This window comes from Pseudomonas sp. DR 5-09 (assembly GCF_001655595.1).
Taxonomy (GTDB): Bacteria; Pseudomonadota; Gammaproteobacteria; order Pseudomonadales; family Pseudomonadaceae; genus Aquipseudomonas; species Aquipseudomonas pharyngis.
Map to the genome: position 1 here is coordinate 5,102,879 of NZ_CP011566.1, position 21,479 is coordinate 5,124,357.

General features: G+C 59.3%; 23 protein-coding genes. 11 read left to right on the forward strand and 12 right to left on the reverse strand.

Features of this window, described 5'->3' with window-relative positions:
- Positions 1-2: 2 nt before the first annotated feature.
- From PDR5_RS22900 to colR, 4 genes are all read right to left on the reverse strand, one after another.
- Positions 3-716 (reverse strand): lipopolysaccharide kinase InaA family protein, encoded by a 714-nt coding sequence (locus PDR5_RS22900; protein ID WP_064599119.1) that lies wholly within the window; start codon positions 714-716, stop codon positions 3-5.
- Positions 717-720: 4 nt separating this feature from the next.
- The gene (locus tag PDR5_RS22905; protein ID WP_011335719.1) at positions 721-1,389 is read right to left on the reverse strand and encodes a class I SAM-dependent methyltransferase; all 669 of its coding nucleotides are present in this window, start codon (positions 1,387-1,389) and stop codon (positions 721-723) included.
- A 162-nt stretch (positions 1,390-1,551) separates the two neighbouring features.
- Entirely contained in the window at positions 1,552-2,826 is a 1,275-nt protein-coding gene (locus PDR5_RS22910) for a sensor histidine kinase (protein WP_064599121.1), read from the reverse strand.
- Positions 2,816-3,499: a two-component system response regulator ColR gene (colR, locus tag PDR5_RS22915; protein WP_007953224.1), complete on the reverse strand. Its 684-nt coding sequence runs from the start codon at positions 3,497-3,499 to the stop codon at positions 2,816-2,818. Before colR ends, PDR5_RS22910 begins: the two co-directional genes overlap by 11 nt.
- A 218-nt stretch (positions 3,500-3,717) precedes the next feature.
- Here colR and PDR5_RS22920 point away from each other — a divergent pair, with 218 nt between their 5' ends.
- Complete coding sequence (locus tag PDR5_RS22920) at positions 3,718-4,461, forward strand: phosphatase PAP2 family protein (protein ID WP_064599123.1); 744 nt, start codon at positions 3,718-3,720, stop codon at positions 4,459-4,461.
- A gap of 75 nt (positions 4,462-4,536) precedes the next feature.
- Here PDR5_RS22920 and groL read toward each other — a convergent pair whose 3' ends face one another.
- The 4 genes from groL to PDR5_RS22940 all read right to left on the reverse strand — a co-directional run bounded on the left by groL (position 4,537) and on the right by PDR5_RS22940 (position 8,057).
- Positions 4,537-6,183 carry a chaperonin GroEL gene (groL, locus tag PDR5_RS22925; protein ID WP_039765873.1) on the reverse strand — a complete coding sequence of 549 codons (1,647 nt, stop codon included), beginning with the start codon at positions 6,181-6,183 and terminating at the stop codon, positions 4,537-4,539.
- 49 nt (positions 6,184-6,232) lie between these two features.
- Positions 6,233-6,526: a co-chaperone GroES gene (locus PDR5_RS22930; protein WP_003227685.1), complete on the reverse strand. Its 294-nt coding sequence runs from the start codon at positions 6,524-6,526 to the stop codon at positions 6,233-6,235.
- A gap of 257 nt (positions 6,527-6,783) precedes the next feature.
- On the reverse strand, positions 6,784-7,260 hold the full coding sequence (locus tag PDR5_RS22935) for an FxsA family protein (protein WP_064599125.1): 477 nt from the start codon (positions 7,258-7,260) through the stop codon (positions 6,784-6,786).
- 65 nt (positions 7,261-7,325) lie between these two features.
- A complete protein-coding gene (locus PDR5_RS22940; RefSeq protein WP_064599126.1) occupies positions 7,326-8,057 on the reverse strand; it encodes a HugZ family pyridoxamine 5'-phosphate oxidase in 732 nt (243 codons plus the stop codon).
- Positions 8,058-8,218: 161 nt separating this feature from the next.
- Between PDR5_RS22940 and PDR5_RS22945 the strand changes: the two genes are divergently transcribed.
- Positions 8,219-8,977 (forward strand): SDR family oxidoreductase, encoded by a 759-nt coding sequence (locus tag PDR5_RS22945; protein ID WP_011335726.1) that lies wholly within the window; start codon positions 8,219-8,221, stop codon positions 8,975-8,977.
- 68 nt (positions 8,978-9,045) lie between these two features.
- Here the strand turns inward: PDR5_RS22945 and apbC are convergent, their stop codons facing one another.
- The gene (apbC, locus tag PDR5_RS22950) at positions 9,046-10,140 is read right to left on the reverse strand and encodes an iron-sulfur cluster carrier protein ApbC (RefSeq protein ID WP_064383825.1); all 1,095 of its coding nucleotides are present in this window, start codon (positions 10,138-10,140) and stop codon (positions 9,046-9,048) included.
- Positions 10,141-10,295: 155 nt separating this feature from the next.
- On the opposite strand from apbC, the gene metG reads away from it, so the two are divergent.
- The 8 genes from metG to PDR5_RS22990 all read left to right on the forward strand — a co-directional run bounded on the left by metG (position 10,296) and on the right by PDR5_RS22990 (position 17,331).
- Positions 10,296-12,347: a methionine--tRNA ligase gene (metG, locus tag PDR5_RS22955; RefSeq protein ID WP_064599128.1), complete on the forward strand. Its 2,052-nt coding sequence runs from the start codon at positions 10,296-10,298 to the stop codon at positions 12,345-12,347.
- 131 nt (positions 12,348-12,478) lie between these two features.
- Entirely contained in the window at positions 12,479-13,048 is a 570-nt protein-coding gene (locus PDR5_RS22960; RefSeq protein WP_064599130.1) for an electron transport complex protein RnfA, read from the forward strand.
- Positions 13,045-14,259 carry an electron transport complex subunit RsxB gene (gene rsxB / locus PDR5_RS22965; RefSeq protein ID WP_064599132.1) on the forward strand — a complete coding sequence of 405 codons (1,215 nt, stop codon included), beginning with the start codon at positions 13,045-13,047 and terminating at the stop codon, positions 14,257-14,259. The genes PDR5_RS22960 and rsxB overlap by 4 nt, the downstream gene beginning before the upstream one ends.
- Entirely contained in the window at positions 14,246-15,229 is a 984-nt protein-coding gene (locus PDR5_RS22970; protein WP_064599134.1) for an RnfABCDGE type electron transport complex subunit D, read from the forward strand. Before rsxB ends, PDR5_RS22970 begins: the two co-directional genes overlap by 14 nt.
- Complete coding sequence (locus PDR5_RS22975) at positions 15,226-15,831, forward strand: RnfABCDGE type electron transport complex subunit G (RefSeq protein WP_064599136.1); 606 nt, start codon at positions 15,226-15,228, stop codon at positions 15,829-15,831. The genes PDR5_RS22970 and PDR5_RS22975 overlap by 4 nt, the downstream gene beginning before the upstream one ends.
- Positions 15,828-16,409, forward strand: coding sequence for an Rnf-Nqr domain containing protein (locus PDR5_RS22980; protein ID WP_064599138.1), 582 nt, complete (start codon positions 15,828-15,830; stop codon positions 16,407-16,409). The genes PDR5_RS22975 and PDR5_RS22980 overlap by 4 nt, the downstream gene beginning before the upstream one ends.
- Positions 16,406-17,044, forward strand: a complete 639-nt coding sequence (gene nth, locus PDR5_RS22985; protein WP_039765852.1) for an endonuclease III — start codon at positions 16,406-16,408, stop codon at positions 17,042-17,044. Before PDR5_RS22980 ends, nth begins: the two co-directional genes overlap by 4 nt.
- A gap of 107 nt (positions 17,045-17,151) precedes the next feature.
- A complete protein-coding gene (locus PDR5_RS22990) occupies positions 17,152-17,331 on the forward strand; it encodes a PA3496 family putative envelope integrity protein (RefSeq protein ID WP_039765850.1) in 180 nt (59 codons plus the stop codon).
- A gap of 89 nt (positions 17,332-17,420) precedes the next feature.
- On the opposite strand, the gene PDR5_RS22995 is transcribed toward PDR5_RS22990, so the two are convergent.
- Positions 17,421-18,047, reverse strand: coding sequence for a response regulator transcription factor (locus PDR5_RS22995; RefSeq protein ID WP_007953203.1), 627 nt, complete (start codon positions 18,045-18,047; stop codon positions 17,421-17,423).
- A 388-nt stretch (positions 18,048-18,435) separates the two neighbouring features.
- Between PDR5_RS22995 and PDR5_RS23000 the strand changes: the two genes are divergently transcribed.
- On the forward strand, positions 18,436-19,017 hold the full coding sequence (locus tag PDR5_RS23000; protein ID WP_064599141.1) for a hypothetical protein: 582 nt from the start codon (positions 18,436-18,438) through the stop codon (positions 19,015-19,017).
- A 132-nt stretch (positions 19,018-19,149) separates the two neighbouring features.
- On the opposite strand, the gene PDR5_RS23005 is transcribed toward PDR5_RS23000, so the two are convergent.
- Positions 19,150-20,367: an argininosuccinate synthase gene (locus PDR5_RS23005; RefSeq protein WP_007953201.1), complete on the reverse strand. Its 1,218-nt coding sequence runs from the start codon at positions 20,365-20,367 to the stop codon at positions 19,150-19,152.
- Positions 20,368-20,496: 129 nt separating this feature from the next.
- A complete protein-coding gene (locus PDR5_RS23010; protein WP_007953200.1) occupies positions 20,497-21,405 on the reverse strand; it encodes a flagellar protein MotY in 909 nt (302 codons plus the stop codon).
- Positions 21,406-21,479: the final 74 nt, after the last annotated feature.

Here is a 21,479-nt window from a genome sequence, read left to right on the forward strand (position 1 = left end):
CGCTATAAACCTTTGATAGCGCTGCCAAACGCCGTCTCATAAAAGTAGACGAGTTTTTTCCAGTCCGTAGCGCTGAACGACGAGTGGCGGCGCAGTTGCTTCATGTCATGGGCGGCCGCGCGATGAGCGGTCAGACGCTGACGGCATTTTTCCAGATCGATCAGAGCGACTTCGACCTTGGCCGATTCACCTGCGCCCGTCACCCGCACGAACACGTGCTTGATGTAGATGCAGCTGTGCTGCCAACGGCCCTTGTGCATGCGCGCCAGGTTTTCGGCGAGGTCCTTGAGCACGCGTTCATAGACGGCTTCGCCATATTGCTCACGACCGCCGGCGGCCTTCCATTGCTCAAACTCCTGAAAGCCGTCGAGGGATTTGGTCACTAACAGCGCGCGCCAATTGAATTTCGGATCGGGCTGCGCACCACAGAACACGATTTCAGGAACACGAACCCCGAGACGGGAAACCCCGGTCAGCGCATCCAGTTCACGCAACACGGTAGGCCGCCCGAACGGGTGCCGCCAGCTGCGATAGATATGTCCGGTCTGGCGCTTGGCATACAGCAGTTGACCATCGCGCCCCACCACCCGCTGCACACCACTTTCGCCACCACGACGCACATTGGGTTCTTCCACCCACTCACCGCGCTGGTTCCAGTAGTAGTCGAAGCGATCCTCGGGAGCGACTTCCGCTTCTGCTGCAAATTGCACTGCCATCCTCTTACCTCTTGCGTAATACGTAGACTCGCCACATGGCATAGAGCGGAATAAAGTCCAGTTGTTCCTGGATCCGGAATCCTGCTTCTTCGAATTCCTTTTCAACCGTTGCGGCCGGTAACACAAATCGATTCTGGTAACCTTCCTGCCCACGCTTGCGCTCGGCGCGCTTGCGTTTCCAGGCCTTGAAATTGCCGTCCACCCACAGCGAAATGATTACGCTGTCCCGGGTGACACGCTCGAACTCGCGCAGAATCGCCCGGCGGTGCTCGGCTTCGCCGATGTGATGCAGCAGTCGCATGCAAAAAATGCTGTCGACGGCGTTATCAGGCAAGGCAATGTCGAACGCAGATGTGTGCAAGGGTTGTACCCGTTTCACCACATCCGCCGGTTGTGCCTGCATGGCGGTCTTGATCATCGACTCGGAGTTGTCCGCCCCGATGATCACCCGATTGGGTTTTTCCGCCAGCAGTGGCCAGAAACGTCCAGCACCGCATGGCAGGTCCAGCACCAGGCCCGGCTCGCCAACAAGGGTCAACGCCTTGCGGGCCAACTGCTGATCTCGCCAATTGGACAAACGACGCCCCAGACCGTCCTGATGTTTACGCAGGTACTTCTGCGCATGGTTGTCGTCGTATTTTTCGGAAAAATCGAGCTTGATCGGGCCGGCCATCACCAGGACTCCTGAAATTACTGATGACGTCACCTTAAGCAGCGGCGTGTCAGCGTCAGGTCATCCCTTTGTGAAAAAAACGTCATGTAAACCGGCAAACTATTTCAAGGTTATACAGGATTTAGACAGGTTGGAGGCACTCTCGTGTCAGATGCACCGCTTTCAGCGCTTGCCCAGATCCACCTCGAAACGGCAGCCATTAGGCTCCATCGTGCTCAAAGTGACACTCCAGCCCTGGTTCTCGCAGATGCGTTGAACCAGTGACAGACCCAATCCCAGCCCTTCTCCGCGTTTTTCGTTGCCGCGCACAAAAGGCTGGAACATCGCCTCGCGCTTTTCCTCGGGAATGCCGACGCCCGAATCCTCGACCACGAATCCGTTGGCATTGAGGGTCAAGCGAATGAATCCCTGTTCGGTGTAGTGCAAGGCGTTACGCAACAAGTTGCCCATCACGGCATTGAGCAGTGTCGCGTTGTAACGGGTATCGGGCGGATTGCCCGGTTCGAAAATCAGCTGCAAGCCCTTGGATTCGATGGGCTCTCGCCACAGGCACAGCAAACTGTCAGCCACTTGCGAGAGGCTTTGCTGGGGCGCTGCGCCGGCGTCTTCACGCTGGGCCCGTGCCAGCATCAGGAAGGTCTGCACCAGTTCGCGCATTTCCTCACTGGCGCGCGCGATGCGCTGAACCTGAGCCTTGCCGCGCTGATCGATACCCGGGTTTTCCAGCAGCAGTTCACAGGAGCTGGCCAGCACCATGAGCGGTGTACGCAACTCATGGCTGACGTCGCTGGTAAACAAGCGTTCCCGCGTCAGTGCCTGACGCAATCGCCCAAGTGTCGCGTCGAACGCCACCGCAAGCTCGCCCACCTCGTCCGCCGCGTAGTCGGGCGCCAGCGGAGGCGCCAGTCCGAGCAACTGATCGCGATGACGTACCTGGCGGGCCAGCCGCACCACCGGGGCCATCACCTTGCGGGCCAGCACCCAGCCGAGGAACACCGCCAGTGCCAGACTGAGTACGAAGCCCACCAGCACCACGGCGAACAATACGCGCTCGCGCTCTTCAAAATCGCTTTGATCCTGCAGCAGCACATAACGCCGACCATCAACGATCTCGACCATTGCGTGATACGACAGCTGCTCGCGAAAGACTTCATGGAAACCTGAATCCAGGTGTCGCAGGTCCTTGGGCAGCTCGAAATCGCCCGGCCCGCCACTGAAATAAAACAACTGATCCGGTTCTGGTCGATGGCTCCAGTCCGAGACGTTGTCCATCAACAGCAGGCGTTGCAGGTCGCCCCCCAGCCCGGCGGAAATCAGTTTTTCCTCGACCAGGTGCACGGTCGCGACGATGCCCATGGCGAACGCCCCGGCTACCAGCGCGCTCATCAGCGCAAAGGCGATGATGATCCGCTGGGCAAGGCTTTGCTTAAACTCCATCGCGGCCCTCGGCCAGGCGATAGCCCACGCCATGCACGGTGTGCAGCAACGGTTTGGCGAACGGTTTGTCGATCACCTGACGCAATTGGTGAACATGGCTGCGCAGGCTGTCGCTGTCCGGGCAGTCATCGCCCCACAGCGCTTCTTCGAGAATTTCCCGACGCAGGACATGCGGGCTCTTTTGCATCAGCACCGCCAGCAGTTTGAGTCCGACCGGGTTGAGCTTGAGCAATTTGCCTTCGCGGGTCACCTCGAGGGTATCGAGGTCGTAGCTCAGATCACCGACCTGCAGGGCACGACGGCCGCCGCCCTGGGTGCGGCGCATCACGGCTTCGACCCGGGCTGCCAGTTCCGACAGCGCAAACGGCTTGACCAGATAATCGTCGGCTCCGGACTTGAAGCCCTGCAAGCGGTCATCGAGCTGATCGCGGGCGGTGAGCATGATCACCGGCGTATCACGACGGGCGTCTTCGCGTAGGCGCTTGCACAGGGTGTAGCCGTCGATGCCCGGCAGCATGATGTCTAGCACGATCAGGTCGTAATGCTCGGTGGCGGCCAGATGCAGGCCCGACAGACCGTCCTGGGCGCAATCGACGGTATAGCCTTTGAGCCCCAGGTAATCGGCCAGATTGGCCAGGATATCGCGGTTGTCTTCGACCAATAGAATTCGCATGGGCACCTCCTCCGTACACGGTAGCGGCCGTCTTGGCCCGCGCAGCTTAAGGCCAAGTGTGGCTCACGGCTAGGCGCTGGGCAGGTTGATTTGACTTAATTGCACGGATCGCCGGACTTGACGAGTTTTTCACGAGCGGTCGACAAATCGCCGACAGAACCAGGCGCAGACTCACGCGGTTGTGCTTCTTTGAAGACCTTACCGATGAAGGAATTGCCATGGTTTCAATCTCTGCCCGACCTGCCTCAAGGCCTTTGAATGTATGGCTTTGCCTGGGTATTCCCGCCGTTGCGGCGGTCATTCTGGTGTTGCTGGAGCTGACCGATCTGGACATGGATCTGGCCCGGCTGTTTTACGATCCGGTCGCGGGCGACTTCATCGGCCGGCACAGTTATTTTCTCGAAGACATCCTCCACGACCGCGCCAAACAAGTGGTGATCGCCTTTTCGGTGTTTGCCATCCTCGGGTTCATCGGCGCGTTTTTCATCGAGCGGCTCAAACCGTTCAAGCGTGAGCTGGGCTGCCTGGTGTTGTCGCTGGGTCTGGCCACCTCTTTCGTCACGCCGGTGAAAGCGGTGACAGCGGTGCAATGCCCCTGGAGTCTCGAACAATTCGGCGGCCACGAAACCTACAGCAAACTGCTGGAGCATCGCCCGCCGACCGACAAGCCCGGTCGTTGCTGGCCGGGTGGTCATGCGGCTACGGGTTTCACCTTGTTTGCGCTGTTCTTCGTGCTGCGTGATCGTCGCCCACGGTTGGCACGCCAGGCATTCATCTTTGCCTTCGCGCTGGGTTCGGTGTTTTCGATCAGCCGGATGATGCAGGGCGCGCACTTCTTTTCTCATAACGTGTGGACGGCGATCTTCTGCTGGCTGATCTGTCTGGGCTCGTATTACTGGATTCTGTATCGCCCGTCAGTAAAGGCTGAAACAGCAACACAGGCCCGGCCGGTCAACGCCTGAATCCTGGAACGCGGGCAATAAAAAACCCCGTCTGCTCTCGCAGACGGGGTTTTTCGTTACAGGGGTAAGGCTGGCTTACATCATGCCGCCCATGCCACCCATGCCGCCCATGTCTGGCATACCGCCGCCAGCTGCACCTTCTTTCTTCGGTGCGTCAGCAACGGCAGCTTCGGTGGTCAGGATCAGACCGCCGATGGAGGCTGCAGCTTGCAGAGCCGAACGGGTCACCTTGGTTGGGTCCAGGATGCCCATTTCGATCATGTCGCCGTACTCGCCGGAAGCAGCGTTGTAACCGAAGTTACCTTTGCCGTTCTTCACTTCGTTGACGACTACGCTTGGCTCGTCACCGGAGTTGGCAGCGATCTGACGCAGCGGCGCTTCGACAGCGCGACGCAGCACAGCGATACCGACGTTCTGGTCAGCGTTGTCGCCGGTCAGTTCGGTCAGGGCTTCCAGAGCACGGATCAGCGCAACGCCACCGCCAGGTACCACGCCTTCTTCAACGGCTGCGCGGGTTGCGTGCAGGGCGTCTTCAACGCGGGCTTTCTTCTCTTTCATTTCAACTTCGGAACCAGCGCCAACCTTGATCACTGCAACGCCGCCGGACAGCTTGGCCAGACGCTCTTGCAGTTTTTCACGGTCGTAGTCCGAGGAAGTCTCGGCAACCTGGGCACGGATCTGAGCGATGCGGGCTTCGATGTCGCCTTGAACGCCAGCACCGTCGACGATGATGGTGTTTTCCTTGGACAGGGTGACGCGCTTGGCGTTGCCCAGGTGTTCCAGGGTGGTGCTTTCCAAGCTCAGGCCGATCTCTTCGGAGATCACGGTACCGCCGGTCAGAACGGCGATGTCCTGCAGCATGGCCTTGCGACGGTCGCCGAAGCCTGGAGCCTTGACGGCTGCGACTTTAACGATGCCACGCATGTTGTTCACTACCAGAGTCGCCAGGGCTTCGCCTTCAACGTCTTCGGCAACGATCAGCAGTGGACGGCCGGCTTTGGCAACGGCTTCCAGCACTGGCAGCATTTCGCGGATGTTCGAGATCTTCTTGTCGACCAGCAGGATCAGCGGGCCGTCGAGCTCGGCGACCATGGTGTCCGGCTTGTTGACGAAGTACGGGGACAGGTAGCCACGGTCGAACTGCATGCCTTCTACAACCGACAGTTCGTTTTCCAGGCCCGAGCCTTCCTCAACGGTGATCACGCCTTCTTTACCGACTTTTTCCATGGCTTCGGCAATGATGTCGCCGATGGAGTTATCGGAGTTGGCGGAGATGGTGCCGACCTGAGCGATGGCCTTGGTGTCAGCGCATGGCTTGGACAGGGCTTTCAGTTCTTTGACGATCGCGATGGTCGCTTTGTCGATACCGCGCTTCAGGTCCATCGGGTTCATGCCGGCAGCGACGGCTTTCAGGCCTTCGTTGACGATCGACTGAGCCAGAACGGTAGCGGTGGTAGTACCGTCACCGGCGTCATCGTTGGCACGGGAGGCAACGTCTTTGACCAGCTGCGCGCCCATGTTTTCGAAGCGATCTTCGAGTTCGATTTCCTTGGCGACGGAAACGCCGTCCTTGGTGATGGTCGGAGCGCCGAAGCTCTTCTCGAGGATCACGTTACGGCCTTTCGGGCCCAGGGTCGCTTTTACCGCGTCAGCCAGAACGTTGACGCCTTTGAGCATCTTGGAGCGAGCGGCATCGCCGAACTTAACTTCTTTAGCAGCCATGATCGATATTCCTTAAATACTTTGTAGTAGCGGGAAAATGAGCGGGGTATCAGCCTTCCAGTACAGCGAGAATCTCGTTCTCAGCCATTACCAGCAGGTCTTCGCCGTCGACTTTCACAGTGTTGCTGCCGGAGTAAGGACCGAACACAACCTTGTCGCCGACTTTAACGGCCAGCGCACGCACTTCACCGTTTTCCAGAGTCTTGCCTGGACCTGCAGCGACGATCACACCGTGGTTGGCCTTTTCAGCAGCCGAACCTGGCAGGACGATACCGCCAGCGGTTTTCTTTTCTTCTTCGCTGCGACGGATGACGACGCGGTCATGCAGAGGACGAAGCTTCATTGTCGATCTCTCCTAATTGTGGTTTTCATCGGCCGGTGTAGTCCCGGCGGGTTTAACGAATCCGGCCTGCGCCGGTTGCGGCTCGTCGAGCGAACCGCGGAAGTCTGTCCGACTCATACGCCGGAACCTTGCGGTGACCGATACATAAGGGCGCATAAGCTTATTACAAGGGCTGGGGACAAAAAATTTTCATGCGGCTGCATGAATTCGTGCCATAAACGAACACGGCACCCGAAGGTGCCGTGTCGATGCAGAATTTACTTGCTGTCGCGGTGTTCGAACTCGCCTTCGATCACATCGCCTTCGCGGCCAAGAGGCTGGCGCGGCGCGGGACCGCCGCGAGGTTGCAGGTCATCGGCGAACGCTCGCTGGCGCATGGCCTGTTCCTCGGCGCGTTGGCGCATCTTGTTGGCGACCAGCCGACGACTGAACGGCAACAGCAGCACCAGACCGACCACGTCGCTGATGAAGCCCGGCAGGATCAACAGACCACCGGCCAGGGCCAGCATCAGGCCTTCGAGCATGGTTTGCGCAGGCAGTTCGCCGCGGTTCAGGCTTTCACGGGCACGCAGTGCGGTGGCCAGCCCGGCGACGCGCAGCACGAATACGCCGAACATCGAGCCGAGAATGATCAGCAGCAGGGCCGGGAAAAACCCGATAGCCCCTGCCACTTTGACGAATACGAACAGCTCCAACACCGGGAACAGCAGAAAGAGCAACAAAAAAGGGCGCATCAAAGTTTCCTCAACGCAAGAAATGCCTTGCAGTAAGCCTTAGATGACGTCGCCCTTTCGTGAATTCAAGCGTCGGCCAGCGCATTTTTTGGCCAGACCTCGGCGTGAGCCAGAGAAACCAAGGCCTCGCGCACTTGTATCGGCGTATGACAGGGCGCTTGAAACGGCAGCCAGTACAGCGCTTGACCGATGCGCAGGTGCATGCCTTCGGAGTCGATCCCGGCCATTTGTGCGGGAACGGTTTTCGGCAGCCCGGCGAGGTCCACGTAATGGGCGATGGCCTTGGCGTGGTCGCTGTTCATGTGCTCGACCATGCTGATTTCGGCCTTGCCGGCGAACGGGTTGGCCAGTGTCAGTTGGTCGACCCAATGGATCGCACCAAAGCCGCCTATATAGCGGTGGCGTACCGGCTTGAGCACCCAGAAGTCGAAATCGTGGGCCTTGTGGTAATTCTGCGAGTCGGGAAAGTAGCGGTAGTAACGCTCGGCGGCGGCTTCGATGGCGGCAGCGTCTTCGAGTTTTTCCGCCTCGGCCAGATAGGTCAGGCGACCAACGGCTTGCACATCGTCAGCCTCGCGCTCGCCCACCAGCAGCGAACATTTCGGATCTTTCTGCAGATTGTGAGTGTGCTGGGCGATGCGGCTGATCAGGATCAGCGGCCGGCCCTGGTCGTCCAGGCAGTAGGGAACCACAGAGCCGAACGGAAAACCGGGCATCGATCTGGAGTGGGTCGACAGCACGCCACGGTATTCCTTGAGAAGCAATTCTCGGGCATTCTTAGCCGCTTCAACGCTCAATTTATGACTCCTTAAATAGAATCCGTCGACAAAACGGACAGGCGCATGGGATTTGTCCCACACGCCATCGGGCAGTTCTCATGTGCAACAGGCCACCGGGCCGATGCAGATCGAGAGGCTACCTATAAGGACCACTCTGACCTGCTCTCGGGGGCATGCGAATGCAACTCAACGACAAAGTAATCATTATCACTGGCGGTTGCCAAGGCTTGGGCCGCTCGATGGCGGAGTATTTCGCGGGCAAGGGCGCGAAGCTGGCGCTGGTCGACCTGAACCAGGAAAAACTCGACGACGCGGTCGCGGCCTGCAAGGCCAAGGGTGTCGAGGCGCGCAGCTATCTGTGCAACGTCGCCAACGAAGAGCAGGTGACGCACATGGTTGCCCAGGTCGCCGAAGACTTCGGCGCGATCCACGGTCTGATCAACAACGCCGGGATCCTGCGCGACGGCCTGCTGCTCAAGGTCAAGGACGGCGAGATGACCAAGATGAGCCTGGCCCAGTGGCAGGCGGTGATCGACGTCAACCTGACCGGCGTGTTCCTCTGCACCCGTGAAGTGGCGGCGAAAATGGTCGAGCTGAAGAACAGCGGCGCGATCATCAACATCTCGTCGATCTCCCGCGCGGGCAACGTTGGCCAGACCAACTACTCCGCCGCCAAGGCCGGCGTCGCTGCGGCAACCGTAACCTGGGCCAAGGAACTGGCGCGCTACGGCATTCGCGTGGCCGGTATCGCGCCGGGCTTCATCGAAACCGAGATGACCCTGGGCATGAAGCCGGAAGCGCTGGAGAAAATGACCTCGGGCATTCCGCTCAAGCGCATGGGCAAGCCGGAAGAGATCGCCCATTCGGCGGCGTACATCTTCGAGAACGACTACTACACCGGCCGGATTCTGGAGATGGACGGTGGGTTGCGTATCTGACCCCTGCCACGCAATGAAAAACGCCCCGGTGCACAGGCACCGGGGCGTTTTTGTTTAAACCGCAGGCATCAATCGTCGCTGATGGTGATGTTCGGCATCGCCGGCGAGGCTGCTTCCTGCAATACGATCCGCGCGCCGACATGGCGAGCCAGTTCCTGGTAAACCATGGCGATCTGGCTGTCCGGCTCGGAAATCACCGTCGGTTTGCCGCCATCAGCCTGTTCGCGGATCAGCATCGACAGCGGCAACGAAGCCAGCAGCTCGACGCCGAACTGGGTCGCCAGCTTCTCGCCACCGCCCTCACCGAACAGATGCTCGGCATGACCGCAGTTCGAGCAGATGTGCACGGCCATGTTTTCCACCACGCCCAGCACCGGGATGTTGACCTTGCGGAACATTTCCACGCCCTTGCGCGCGTCGAGCAGCGCCAGATCCTGCGGTGTGGTGACGATCACGGCGCCAGCTACCGGGACTTTCTGCGCCAGCGTCAGCTGAATGTCGCCGGTGCCTGGCGGCATGTCGATAACCAGATAATCCAGGTCGCCCCAGGCGGTTTGCGTGACCAGTTGCAGCAGCGCGCCGGAGACCATCGGCCCGCGCCAGACCATCGGCGTGTTGTCGTCGGTCAGAAACGCCATCGACATCACTTCCACGCCATGGGCCTGCAGCGGCACGAACCATTTCTGATCCTTGACCTGCGGGCGGGTGCCCTCGGGAATGCCGAACATGATGCCTTGGCTCGGGCCGTAGATATCGGCGTCGAGAATCCCGACCTTCGCGCCCTCACGGGCCAGCGCCAGTGCCAGGTTGGCGGCGGTGGTGGATTTGCCCACCCCGCCCTTGCCCGACGCAACGGCGACCACGTTCTTGACATTGGCCAGCCCGGGAATCTGCGCCTGGGCCTTGTGCGCGGCGATCACGCTGTTGACCTCGACCTTCGCAGTCACCACGCCGTCGAGGTTTTCGATGGCCAGTTGCAGCAATTGCGCCCAGCCGCTCTTGAACAGACCGGCGGCATAGCCGATTTCCAGCTGCACGCTGACGCGATCGCCGGTGATTTCGATGTTGCGCACGCAACCGGCGCTGACCGGATCCTGGTTCAGGTAAGGGTCGGTGTATTGGCTGAGGACGGCTTCCACCGCTGCGCGAGTGACGGCACTCATGGGCAACTCCGATAACAAGACTGGGAAAAGATGGCGGGTATCCTACCCCTTCTGTCCTCCGGACGGCATTCCCGGCAACGATTTGCAGAGGTGAAATATCTTTCCCGGCGCTTTATAGTGGCCGACCTCCGTTTCATCAAGTAGCGAAGCCCCACATGTCCGAACCACGCAAGATTCTCGTCACCAGCGCCCTGCCCTACGCCAACGGTTCGATCCACCTTGGCCATATGCTGGAATACATCCAGACCGATATGTGGGTGCGCTTCCAGAAGCATCGCGGCAATCAGTGCATTTATGTCTGCGCCGACGACGCCCACGGTTCGGCGATCATGCTGCGCGCGGAAAAGGAAGGCATCACCCCGGAACAACTGATCGCCAACGTCCAGGCCGAACACAGCGCCGACTTTGCCGAGTTCCTGGTGGACTTCGACAACTTCCACTCCACTCACGCCGAAGAGAACCGTGAGCTGTCGAGCCAGATCTACCTGAAGCTGCGTGACGCCGGGCACATCGCCCAACGTTCGATCACCCAGTATTTCGACCCGGAAAAGAAAATGTTCCTGGCCGACCGCTTCATCAAGGGCACCTGCCCGAAATGCGGCACTGAGGACCAGTACGGCGACAACTGCGAAAAGTGCGGCGCGACCTACGCGCCGACCGACCTGAAGGATCCGAAGTCGGCCATCTCCGGCGCCACCCCGGTGCTCAAGGATTCCCAGCACTTCTTCTTCAAGCTGCCGGACTTCCAGGAAATGCTCCAGGCCTGGACCCGCAGCGGCACCCTGCAGGACGCCGTGGCCAACAAGATCGCCGAATGGCTGGACGCCGGCCTGCAACAGTGGGACATCTCCCGCGATGCGCCGTACTTCGGCTTCGAGATCCCGGGCGAGCCGGGCAAGTATTTCTACGTGTGGCTGGACGCGCCGATCGGCTACATGGCCAGCTTCAAGAACCTCTGCAACCGCACGCCGGAGCTGGACTTCGACGCGTTCTGGGGCAAGGACTCCACCGCCGAGCTGTACCACTTCATCGGCAAGGACATCGTCAACTTCCACGCCCTGTTCTGGCCGGCGATGCTCGAAGGCGCGGGGTTCCGCAAGCCGACCGGGATCAACGTGCACGGCTACCTGACCGTCAACGGTCAGAAGATGTCCAAGTCCCGCGGCACCTTCATCAAGGCCCGTACCTACCTGGATCACCTGTCGCCGGAATACCTGCGCTACTACTACGCGGCCAAACTCGGCCGTGGCGTGGACGACCTCGACCTGAACCTCGAAGACTTCGTGCAGAAGGTCAACTCCGATCTGGTCGGCAAAGTCGTCAACATCGCCAGCCGTTGCGCCGGTTTCATCCAGAAGGGCAACGCCGGTCTGCTGGTGGACACCAACGCCGCACCGGAACTGACCGAAGCCTTCCTGGCTGCCGCGCCGAGCATCGCCGACGCCTATGAGGCCCGCGACTTCGCCCGTGCCATGCGCGAAACCATGGCGTTGGCCGACCGCGCCAACGCCTGGATCGCCGACAAGGCGCCATGGTCGCTGAACAAGCAGGAAGGCAAGCAGGATGAAGTCCAGGCAGTCTGCGCCACGGCGATCAACCTGTTCCGTCAGCTGGTGATCTTCCTCAAACCGGTGCTACCAGTGCTGGCCGCCGATGCCGAGGCGTTCCTCAACGTCGCGCCGCTGACCTGGAACGACCACACCACCCTGCTGGCCAACCACCAGTTGAACGAATTCAAACCGTTGATGACCCGCATCGACCCGGTAAAAGTGCAAGCCATGACCGACGCCTCGAAAGAAGACCTGACCGCCAGCCAGACCGACACCGGCGCCGCCGCGCCTGCCGGCAATGGCGAACTGGCCAGGGATCCGCTGTCGCCGGAAATCGACTTCGACACCTTCGCCGCCGTCGACCTGCGCGTGGCGCTGATCGTCAAGGCTGAACACGTTGAAGGTGCGGACAAGCTGCTGCGTCTGACACTCGACATCGGTGACGAGCAACGCAACGTGTTCTCCGGGATCAAGAGCGCTTACCCGGATCCGTCGAAGCTCGACGGCCGTCTGACCATGATGATCGCCAACCTCAAGCCACGGAAAATGAAGTTCGGCATCTCCGAAGGCATGGTGATGGCAGCCGGCCCTGGCGGTGAAGAAATCTACCTGCTGAGCCCGGACAGCGGCGCCAAGCCGGGTCAACGCATCAAGTAAGGTTCTGCCCTGACAGATCCCACAGGCGTACTCCGTGCGCCTGTGGGATTTTTCATATCTGGCCCGCCCTCCACGGCTGCCGGATAATGCCTAACCTTAAGTCACACAGGCCCGTTCCTGCCGGCAGAACCATGACCGAACTCGTGCTTACGCTCTTCAGTGCTGCGCTGATCAACAACTTCGTGTTGCACTGGCCGCTGGGCGTCGATCCGCTGTTGGCGGGCGAACGCCGTCAGGTGCATGCGCTGGGGCTGGCAACGTTGTGTCTGATGCTGATTGTCGGCGTGGCAGGTTATGCGATCTGGCATTGGCTGCTAGTGCCCTTGCGACTGGAATTCCTGCGCCTGTTTGTGTTTCTGCCGTTGAGCGTCCTCCTGATAGCGCCGTTGCTGAAGCTGTTGGCGCGCTGGCGACCCGCGCTGCCATTCGATGGTCTGTGGCCGCTGCTGCTGGGCAATGCCGGTGTGCTGGGGCTGACGCTGCTCAACGCGCAAGCGGACAAAGGCCTGTTGCATGCGACAGCGCTGAGCCTTGGCGCCGGCTTGGGTTTCTGGCTGGTGTTGAGCCTGTTCAACGATTTGCGCGAACGCACAGCCGACAACGATATTGCCCTGCCCTTTCGTGGCCTGCCGATCCTGTTGATCGGCGCCGGACTGATGGCCGTGGCTTTTCTCGGATTCAGTGGACTGATCAAAACATGAGTCTGATTCAACGCATCGATGCCCTGCTGCCGCAGACCCAATGCGGCAAGTGCGGCCATCCCGGATGCAAACCCTACGCTGAAGGCATTGCCGACGGCGAGCCGATCAACAAGTGCCCGCCGGGTGGCGACGAAACCATCGCGGCGCTGGCCGAACTGTTGAAAATCCCGGTGCTGGAGCTGGACACCAGTCGCGGTTCGGCGCCGCCGCAAGTGGCCTACATCCGCGAAGCCGAATGCATCGGCTGCACCAAATGCATTCAGGCCTGCCCGATCGACGCCATTGTCGGCGCAGCGAAGCTGATGCACACGGTCATCATCGACGAATGCACCGGTTGCGATCTGTGCGTGGCGCCCTGCCCGGTCGACTGCATCGAAATGCACCCGTTGCCGCCGGGCACACTGCCGGTGGTCGGTGGTCTGGCCACCAGCCTTGAAGAACAGCAGGCCCGTGCGGCCAAACGCGATCACGCCCGCCAGCGCTTCGAACGGCGCAACGCTCGTCTGCAACGCGAAGAACAGCAGAAGCAGGCCGAACGCGAAGCCCGCGCGCAGCGCGCGGTTCAGGTCGAAGTCGCCGCCACTGCGCTCGATCCGGTGCAGGCGGCGCTGGAGCGGGTCCGCGCGCAAAAAGCCGCGACCGCCGATGCTGCGCTGAAAAAAGCCAAGATCGATGTGGCCATGAGCCGGGCGCAATTGAACAAGTCGCTCAAGGCCTTCGGTCATCCGCCGACCTTCGATCAGCAATCGCAACTGATCGTCCTGCAACAACAGTTCGAAGCGGCCGAACAGGCACTGGCGAAGCTGGAAAGCAACGCGGCACCTGCGCCAGTAGCAGCCGCCCCGGCGAAGGACGCCGATCTGAAACGGGCAAAAATCCAGCTGGCGATGCGCCGTGCCGAACTGAAAAAAGCGCAAACCGCAGAGGCCCCGCCAGCCGAGATCGCCGCGCTGGAGCAAGCGCTGCGTGACGCCGAACAGGCGCTGCACAACGCCGAAGCCGCCAGCGATCAACCGGCGCCGGAGCTTGTGCGTGTCGAGAAACGCCCGATCGACGATCAGCTGCGTCAGCTGAAAACCGAACTGGCCTACGCTCGCGCCGATCTGAACAAACTGCAACGGCGCGACGGCACGCCCGCCGACATCCTCGAAAAGGCCCGCGCCCGCCTGCAAGAAGCAGAGCGGCAGGTACAAGCCCATGTCATCCATTGAAACCAGAGACGAGCGCCTGCAACAGGCAATGAAGCTGGTTTTGCTGGCGACATTGCCGGGATTACTGGCGTTGTTCTGGTTTTACGGATGGGGCGTGTTGATCAACCTGGTCCTGTCCGTCGTCACGGCCTTGGGGGTTGAAGCTGCCGTGACTTATCTGCGCCGGCAACCGCTGCAGTCCACCTTGAGCGATGGCAGCGCGGTGGTCAGCGCCACGCTTCTGGCGATCGCGCTGCCGCCCTATTGCCCGTGGTGGCTGACGGTCACTGCGATCGCCTCGGGCCTGCTGCTGGGCAAACATCTGTACGGTGGCGTGGGCCGAAACCCTTTCAACCCGGCCATGCTCGGCTTTGCCTTGGCCATGGTGATGTTCCCTCAGCCGATGACCCACTGGCCGGCCCACGGCATGGAGCTGACGGCGGCTTTTGGCCAGGTGTTCAATCTGGGCGCGCAACCGGACGCCTGGGTTCAGGCCACCGCGCTGGACAGTCTGCGCATCAATAAAAGCCTGACCATGGATGAACTGTTTGCCGGCGATCCGGCGTTCGGTCGCGTTGGCGGGCACGGCGTCGAATGGGTGAACCTGGCGTTCCTCGGCGGTGGGTTGTTGCTGTTGCAGCGTCGGGTGTTTGGCTGGCACGCGCCGGTCGGCATGCTCGCCAGCCTGTTCATGATCAGCCTGTTGTGCTGGAACGGCTCGGGATCCGACTCCCACGGCTCGCCGCTGTTTCACCTGCTGAGCGGCGCGACAATGCTCGGGGCGTTTTTCATCGTCACTGAACCGGTGTCGGGGGCAAAAAGCCCGCTCGCCCGCCTGCTGTTCGGCGTCGGCGTGGGGTTGCTGACTTATGTGATTCGCACTTGGGGCGGTTACCCCGATGGCGTGGCGTTTGCGGTGCTGTTGATGAACCTGTGCGTGCCGGCCCTGGAGCGCTTCGCGGTGGCCCGTCAGACGCAGGTGACGCCATGAGTCGCACGAGCAGCCTGATCACACTGGCTTTGATTACTGCGTTGGGCATCGGCGTGACGTGGTTGGTGCAACGCAGCAACGCACCTCAGATCGCCGCCGAACAGCGTCTGCTTGAAAGTCGCAAGCTGTTGGACGTGCTTCCGCTCGACGCTTACGACAATCAGCCGCTTGAACAACCTCTGACACTGACCGACATAAACCTGAGCCATAGTCAGTTGCTGAGCGGTTATCGGGCGAGCAAAAACGGACAGCCCGTGGCAGTCCTGTTGCGCAGCCAGACCCAAGGTTATGCCGGCAATATCCAGTTGCTGATTGCCATCGACGCCAACGGCCGATTGCTCGGTGTGAAAACCCTTGAGCAAAACGAAACGCCGTCGCTGGGCGGGCATATCGGTGACTGGCCAAACAGCTGGCTTCAGCGCTTTAGCGGAAAATCGAGCAGCCAGCCGACGGACAGCGGATGGGCTCTGAAAAAGGATCAGGGACAGTTCGACCAGATCGCGGGCGCCACCATTACGTCTCGTGCGGCGATCAATGCCATCCACGATGCCCTGCGTTACTTCGATGAACACCGGACGGCCCTGCTCGGGAGCGCGCCATGAACACGTCAGCGACACTGTCGAATTCAATGATGCTGGTGCTATTGATCGGAGCCACCGACTCCGTGGCGGGTGCGCTGGCGACGCTGTTGATGTTTACGGTTGTCGTGGGCGTTTACGGTTTGTGCATGGCACCGCTGCGCTCGCGCCTGAGCAGCGAGAGCCTGTTGCCGGTCAGCCTGGTGCTGGCCGCAACCCTGGCGGGCTGCGCCGATATTGTTCTGCAACGCGGTGCGCTGCAGTGGCATCAACTGATCAGTCTTTATGCCGGGTTGATTGGCTTGCAGTGCGTCGTGCTGGAGCACGATGGATTTTTTCGCCAGCCTGTACGTGAACGTCTGAAACAGTGCGGGCTGTTTGTCGCGCTGATGATTGCGCTTGCGATGTTGCGTGAGCTGATCGGTCAGGGCAGCATCGGCCATCATTTGTCGGAACACTGGCAAGGTTTGATTCTGTTCGGCGACGGTCTTCATTTCGCGACGCTGGCTCCCGGCGCCTTCATATTGCTTGGACTGTTACTGGCCGCCCGTCAGGCCTGGACTCGCCCTGCCGACCTACCCGAGGAAACGCATCACCCATGAATGCCGCAAAACGTCTGGAGATCTTCCGCCGGTTTCACGAGGACAACCCCGAACCCAAGACCGAGCTGGCCTATTCTTCGCCTTTCGAACTGTTGATCGCAGTGATTCTGTCCGCGCAATCGACTGACGTCGGGGTGAACAAGGCGACGGCCAAACTGTTCCCGGTGGCGAATACGCCGGCGGCCATTCATGCCCTTGGCGTCGAAGGACTGTCCGAATACATCAAGACCATCGGCCTCTATAACAGCAAGGCCAAAAACGTGATCGAGACCTGTCGTCTCCTGGTCGAGTTGCACAATGGCGAAGTCCCGCAGACTCGCGAAGAACTGGAGGCCTTGCCGGGCGTTGGCCGCAAAACTGCCAATGTCGTGCTCAACACTGCGTTCCGACAGTTGACCATGGCCGTTGACACCCACATCTTCCGGGTCAGCAACCGCACCGGCATTGCACCGGGAAAAAACGTGGTCGAGGTGGAAAAGAAGCTGATGAAGTTCGTGCCAAAGGAATACCTGCTCGACTCGCACCACTGGCTCATTCTTCACGGACGCTATGTGTGTCTGGCACGCAAGCCCCGCTGTGGCAGCTGTCGGATCGAAGATTTGTGCGAGTACAAGCACAAGACTTCCGACGATTGAGCGGCTATTGGAGTTATTGATTTATCGATTGAAAAAATCTTTTTTACCATCTGCTGGAATATCGATATAAGGGGCGCCAAAGGCAGTCTTAGCCTGGAGTTGACCTTATGACTGACAGCAAAGAACAACTGGATGTAGACGACGATTTCATCGCTGCCGAAGCCGAAGACGCCGAACCGGTGGTTGAAGTTGCCAAGACCAATCTCAGCAAGCGCCGAACCATCGACAACCTGCTTGAGGAGCGCCGGTTGCAGAAGCAATTGGCCGATTACGACTTTGATCTCTGATATTTGAAAGCCTCCCGAAACGGAGGCTTTTCTCTTTTTTGCTACTCGCTGATTCCGATCCGCCCATGATCCGTCAGCCACAGAAACTCTCAGACCAGGCCGTTCCGCTGCGCCAACTCAATCAGATCCACCAGCGACCGCGCATTGAGCTTTAAAAGCAATCGGGTCTTGTAGGTACTCACGGTCTTGTTACTGAGGAACATCCCGTCGGCGATTTCCTTGTTGGTCTTGCCGCGCGCCAGTTGCTGCAACACCATCATTTCACGCCCGGACAGGCGATCCACCATATCGGCCTCGCTGGCATTTCCCAGGCTGGTCCTCACCGTATGCAACGCCTGATTCGGAAAATAGCTGTATCCGGACAGTACCGCCTTGATTGCACTCAGCAACTCCGTCAGATCCTGTTGCTTGCAAACATAACCCGCCGCCCCCGATTGCATGCAACGCATGGAAAAGTGTCCCGGTGACTGGGACGTCAGCACGAGCACCTTCAACGGCATCGCACTTGTCGTAAGACGCGCAATGACTTCCAGTCCATCCAGTTTCGGTATGCCGATATCCAGTATTACGATATCCGGCATCTGATCACGGGCAAGTTGTAATGCATCCACTCCATTGTCGGTTTCTGCAATGACTTCGTAGCCATGACGTTCCATCAGCATACGCACCGCAAGACGAATGACGGGGTGATCATCCACGATCAGCACTTTATTCATGGGCAAGTCCAGTTTCGCTGTTCGAATTTTTAGAACCGGCACAATAACGCAGTCATTTCACTCATGGCATGGAGAAGTTCATTCACACCGGCATCAAGAGACAACTCCTACGGCCAATAAAGATTATTCCTACAGAAAAGGACCACCAGAAAAATACCAGCCTGAAAAGAACATAAAGCCCGCCACCCTGCCGATCGCCACTCGAAAACTATCCAACAAAAAAACAAACCCACCGAAAGAAATAAAAAGCTGAAACAACATACTTATATTAATTCAACGGTATTTCCGATAAACACCAGCTAACTAGCGTCGGAGCACCAACCCGACACCCAGCTATACAAATCACTAGAACCCCATGACGAGATCAGCAATTTCATGAGCAGAGCACATGTTAAAACCCAACAGAAAGATCACCAACCCCATCAGCATTATCGCCGTATTTGCATTGATAACGGAGACCTCGGCAGCGGTTTCCCTGCCCTTTCTGGATAACGAAGAACGGAAGATCTACATTTGGCTTTTAATCAGCTTTCCTTTTTTCCTGTCGTTCCTGTTCTTCATAACTCTTAATTTCAACTATCGCTCCCTTTATGCACCTTCAGACTTTGAAAACGACAGTAGTTTTTTAAAGGCATTTGAGGAAACTGGATCCCACATGCATGAAACAGCGACACAGATCGATATAGAATTACACACAGTAAAACTGCAAAAGTTTTTAACTACGCTATATATCGTTGATATCAGGGGACGGACTGCCGAATTTGACACAGACGCGCTATTGAAAAAAATCCCACACTCTTCCAAGCACTCACTCAGAATATTCCTGTTCCTGACCCGCTCGACATCGGACGCTTCATTAACAGAAAACATCTTCAAATCGTTTAAACAGGCAAAGAAGGCTGCCGGAACGGCCTACTGCATTGCTTACGACGTGGATTCAATGAGCATGATCCAGGTGGAAAAGGTTTGAACGCCCCGCAGAAAGCGGGAGCAGCAAGATCAGCGCCAATACGGATCCGGATCAGTTTGAAGTACCGCGCTCCCGGAAACACAAAGGCCTTGTCTTACGACAAGGCCTTTGTTTCACATCCGAACCAACGACTCAGAATAGCTTGCGGCCCTTGTTGGCAGCAATGCGCATGCGCAGTGCGTTGAGCTTGATGAAGCCCGCCGCATCGGCCTGGTTGTAGGCGCCGCCGTCTTCTTCGAAGGTCGCGATGTTGGCGTCGAACAACGAATCGTCGGACTTGCGGCCGGTTACGATGACGTTGCCCTTGTACAGCTTCAGACGCACAACGCCGTTCACGTTGACCTGCGAAGCGTCGATCATTTGTTGCAGCATCAGACGCTCAGGGCTCCACCAGTAACCGGTGTAGATCAGGCTGGCGTACTTGGGCATCAGCTCGTCTTTGAGGTGAGCGACTTCGCGGTCCAGAGTGATCGATTCGATGGCGCGGTGAGCGCGCAGCATGATGGTGCCACCCGGGGTTTCGTAGCAGCCACGGGACTTCATGCCGACGTAGCGGTTCTCGACGATGTCGAGACGGCCGATGCCGTGCTCGCCACCGATCTTGTTCAGAGTCGCCAGTACGGTGGCCGGGGTCATTTCGACGCCGTCCAGCGCGACGATGTCGCCGTTGCGGTAGGTCAGTTCCAGGTATTGCGGGGTGTCGGGAGCCTTCTCCGGGGAGACGGTCCAGCGCCACATGTCTTCTTCGTGCTCGGTCCAGGTATCTTCCAGCACGCCGCCTTCATAGGAGATGTGCAGCAGGTTGGCGTCCATCGAGTACGGGGATTTCTTCTTGCCGTGACGCTCGATCGGGATCGCGTGCTTCTCGGCGTAGTCCATCAGCTTCTCGCGGGACAGCAGGTCCCACTCGCGCCATGGAGCAATTACTTTCACGCCTGGCTTGAGTGCATAGGCACCCAGTTCGAAACGCACCTGGTCGTTGCCTTTGCCGGTGGCGCCGTGGGAAATGGCGTCGGCGCCGGTTTCGTTGGCGATTTCGATCAGACGCTTGGCGATCAGCGGACGCGCGATGGAAGTACCCAGCAGGTACTCGCCTTCGTAAACGGTGTTGGCGCGGAACATCGGGAACACGAAGTCACGCACGAATTCTTCGCGCAGGTCGTCGATGTAGATTTCTTTGACGCCCATGGCCTGCGCCTTGGCGCGAGCCGGCTCGACCTCTTCGCCCTGACCCAGGTCAGCGGTGAAGGTCACGACTTCACAGTTATAAGTATCCTGCAGCCACTTGAGGATCACCGAAGTGTCCAGGCCGCCGGAATACGCCAGAACGACCTTGTTTACGTCCGCCATGCCATCACTCCACGGGGTTCTACGGAAAGCCGAGGAGTCTACCGCTCAAACGCGATAATTTACAGAGGCGCGACAGCTTAAGACGACAAAGCGACAGAATCTGTCGAGAGGGCGACGATGACCGGCAGGTCAGGAAGTCGCCGCCGTGTTGGCCGGAGTGCTGGCCTGAGGCGCTGGCGCGGTAGTCGGTGCCACCCGCGCCAGGTGCACGTTGACCCGGCGGTTCTTGGCCCGGTTGGCGGCATTGGTGTTCGGCACCAACGGGTAGCGTTCGCCATGGAAACGCACGGTGATCTGCGATTCCTGGATGCCGTTGGCCTTGAAGAAGTCGACCACGGCCAGCGCGCGGCGGCGCGACAGCTCGCGATTGGTCAGGCGATTGCCGCTGTTGTCGGAATGGCCGTCGAGCTCGATGTGATTGACCGTCGGATCGGCCTTCATGTATTCGAGCATCACCTGCAACTTGGCCTTGGCGGCGGCGTCCAGCTCGATGCCTTCGCCGGGGAAGCCGATCTGCGATTGTTTGACCTGATCGAAATTCTGCGGGAGCAGTTTCGCCACGCAGGTCTGATAGTCATTGAACGCCTTGCTGAACTTGACCGGCAGCAGGCGCACTTCCGACACCCGACCATCGCCTGATGCCCGACGTACCACCGGGCTGCGACCGTCCATCAGCCCGCTGATCAGTTGCCCGGCCTGGGACTGCGAACTGTTGAACAACACGTTGCCGCTGCCCAGTCGAACCGTGCCCAGATTGATATCGCCACGACCCGGCTGCCACGGCGCAGCCGCCGCCAGCAAGGTCGCCGAACCGCCGCCAAGCATGGCGTTGTAGGCGTTCAGGCGAAAGGTCGCCTGCTCGCCGGCCTTGCGCACGAATTGCCCCGAGCCGAAGTCGGTGATCGGCTGCGTCAGACGGCACTCGAACTTGTCGCCCTCGACCGTCCACTCAATGTTCTCCAGACGGGTCTGGTAGGTCAGTGCCATCGCGGGAAGGCTGGCAAACACACTGAGCAAGGCTAAATATCGCTGGCGCACGGGAGGCTCCATTGGCTTCTACAACAAAAAAGACCGAGACATACATCTTTACGGCATACCTATGGGATATCGGA

Coding starts and splice junctions, on each gene's coding strand:
- PDR5_RS22900 (WP_064599119.1), bottom strand. CDS start 716: ATGGCAGTGCAATTTGCAGCAGAAGCGGAAGTCGCTCCCGAGGATCGC.
- PDR5_RS22905 (WP_011335719.1), bottom strand. CDS start 1,389: ATGGCCGGCCCGATCAAGCTCGATTTTTCCGAAAAATACGACGACAAC.
- PDR5_RS22910 (WP_064599121.1), bottom strand. CDS start 2,826: ATGGAGTTTAAGCAAAGCCTTGCCCAGCGGATCATCATCGCCTTTGCG.
- colR (WP_007953224.1), bottom strand. CDS start 3,499: ATGCGAATTCTATTGGTCGAAGACAACCGCGATATCCTGGCCAATCTG.
- PDR5_RS22920 (WP_064599123.1), top strand. CDS start 3,718: ATGGTTTCAATCTCTGCCCGACCTGCCTCAAGGCCTTTGAATGTATGG.
- groL (WP_039765873.1), bottom strand. CDS start 6,183: ATGGCTGCTAAAGAAGTTAAGTTCGGCGATGCCGCTCGCTCCAAGATG.
- PDR5_RS22930 (WP_003227685.1), bottom strand. CDS start 6,526: ATGAAGCTTCGTCCTCTGCATGACCGCGTCGTCATCCGTCGCAGCGAA.
- PDR5_RS22935 (WP_064599125.1), bottom strand. CDS start 7,260: ATGCGCCCTTTTTTGTTGCTCTTTCTGCTGTTCCCGGTGTTGGAGCTG.
- PDR5_RS22945 (WP_011335726.1), top strand. CDS start 8,219: ATGCAACTCAACGACAAAGTAATCATTATCACTGGCGGTTGCCAAGGC.
- apbC (WP_064383825.1), bottom strand. CDS start 10,140: ATGAGTGCCGTCACTCGCGCAGCGGTGGAAGCCGTCCTCAGCCAATAC.
- metG (WP_064599128.1), top strand. CDS start 10,296: ATGTCCGAACCACGCAAGATTCTCGTCACCAGCGCCCTGCCCTACGCC.
- PDR5_RS22960 (WP_064599130.1), top strand. CDS start 12,479: ATGACCGAACTCGTGCTTACGCTCTTCAGTGCTGCGCTGATCAACAAC.
- rsxB (WP_064599132.1), top strand. CDS start 13,045: ATGAGTCTGATTCAACGCATCGATGCCCTGCTGCCGCAGACCCAATGC.
- PDR5_RS22970 (WP_064599134.1), top strand. CDS start 14,246: ATGTCATCCATTGAAACCAGAGACGAGCGCCTGCAACAGGCAATGAAG.
- PDR5_RS22975 (WP_064599136.1), top strand. CDS start 15,226: ATGAGTCGCACGAGCAGCCTGATCACACTGGCTTTGATTACTGCGTTG.
- PDR5_RS22980 (WP_064599138.1), top strand. CDS start 15,828: ATGAACACGTCAGCGACACTGTCGAATTCAATGATGCTGGTGCTATTG.
- nth (WP_039765852.1), top strand. CDS start 16,406: ATGAATGCCGCAAAACGTCTGGAGATCTTCCGCCGGTTTCACGAGGAC.
- PDR5_RS22990 (WP_039765850.1), top strand. CDS start 17,152: ATGACTGACAGCAAAGAACAACTGGATGTAGACGACGATTTCATCGCT.
- PDR5_RS22995 (WP_007953203.1), bottom strand. CDS start 18,047: ATGAATAAAGTGCTGATCGTGGATGATCACCCCGTCATTCGTCTTGCG.
- PDR5_RS23000 (WP_064599141.1), top strand. CDS start 18,436: ATGTTAAAACCCAACAGAAAGATCACCAACCCCATCAGCATTATCGCC.
- PDR5_RS23005 (WP_007953201.1), bottom strand. CDS start 20,367: ATGGCGGACGTAAACAAGGTCGTTCTGGCGTATTCCGGCGGCCTGGAC.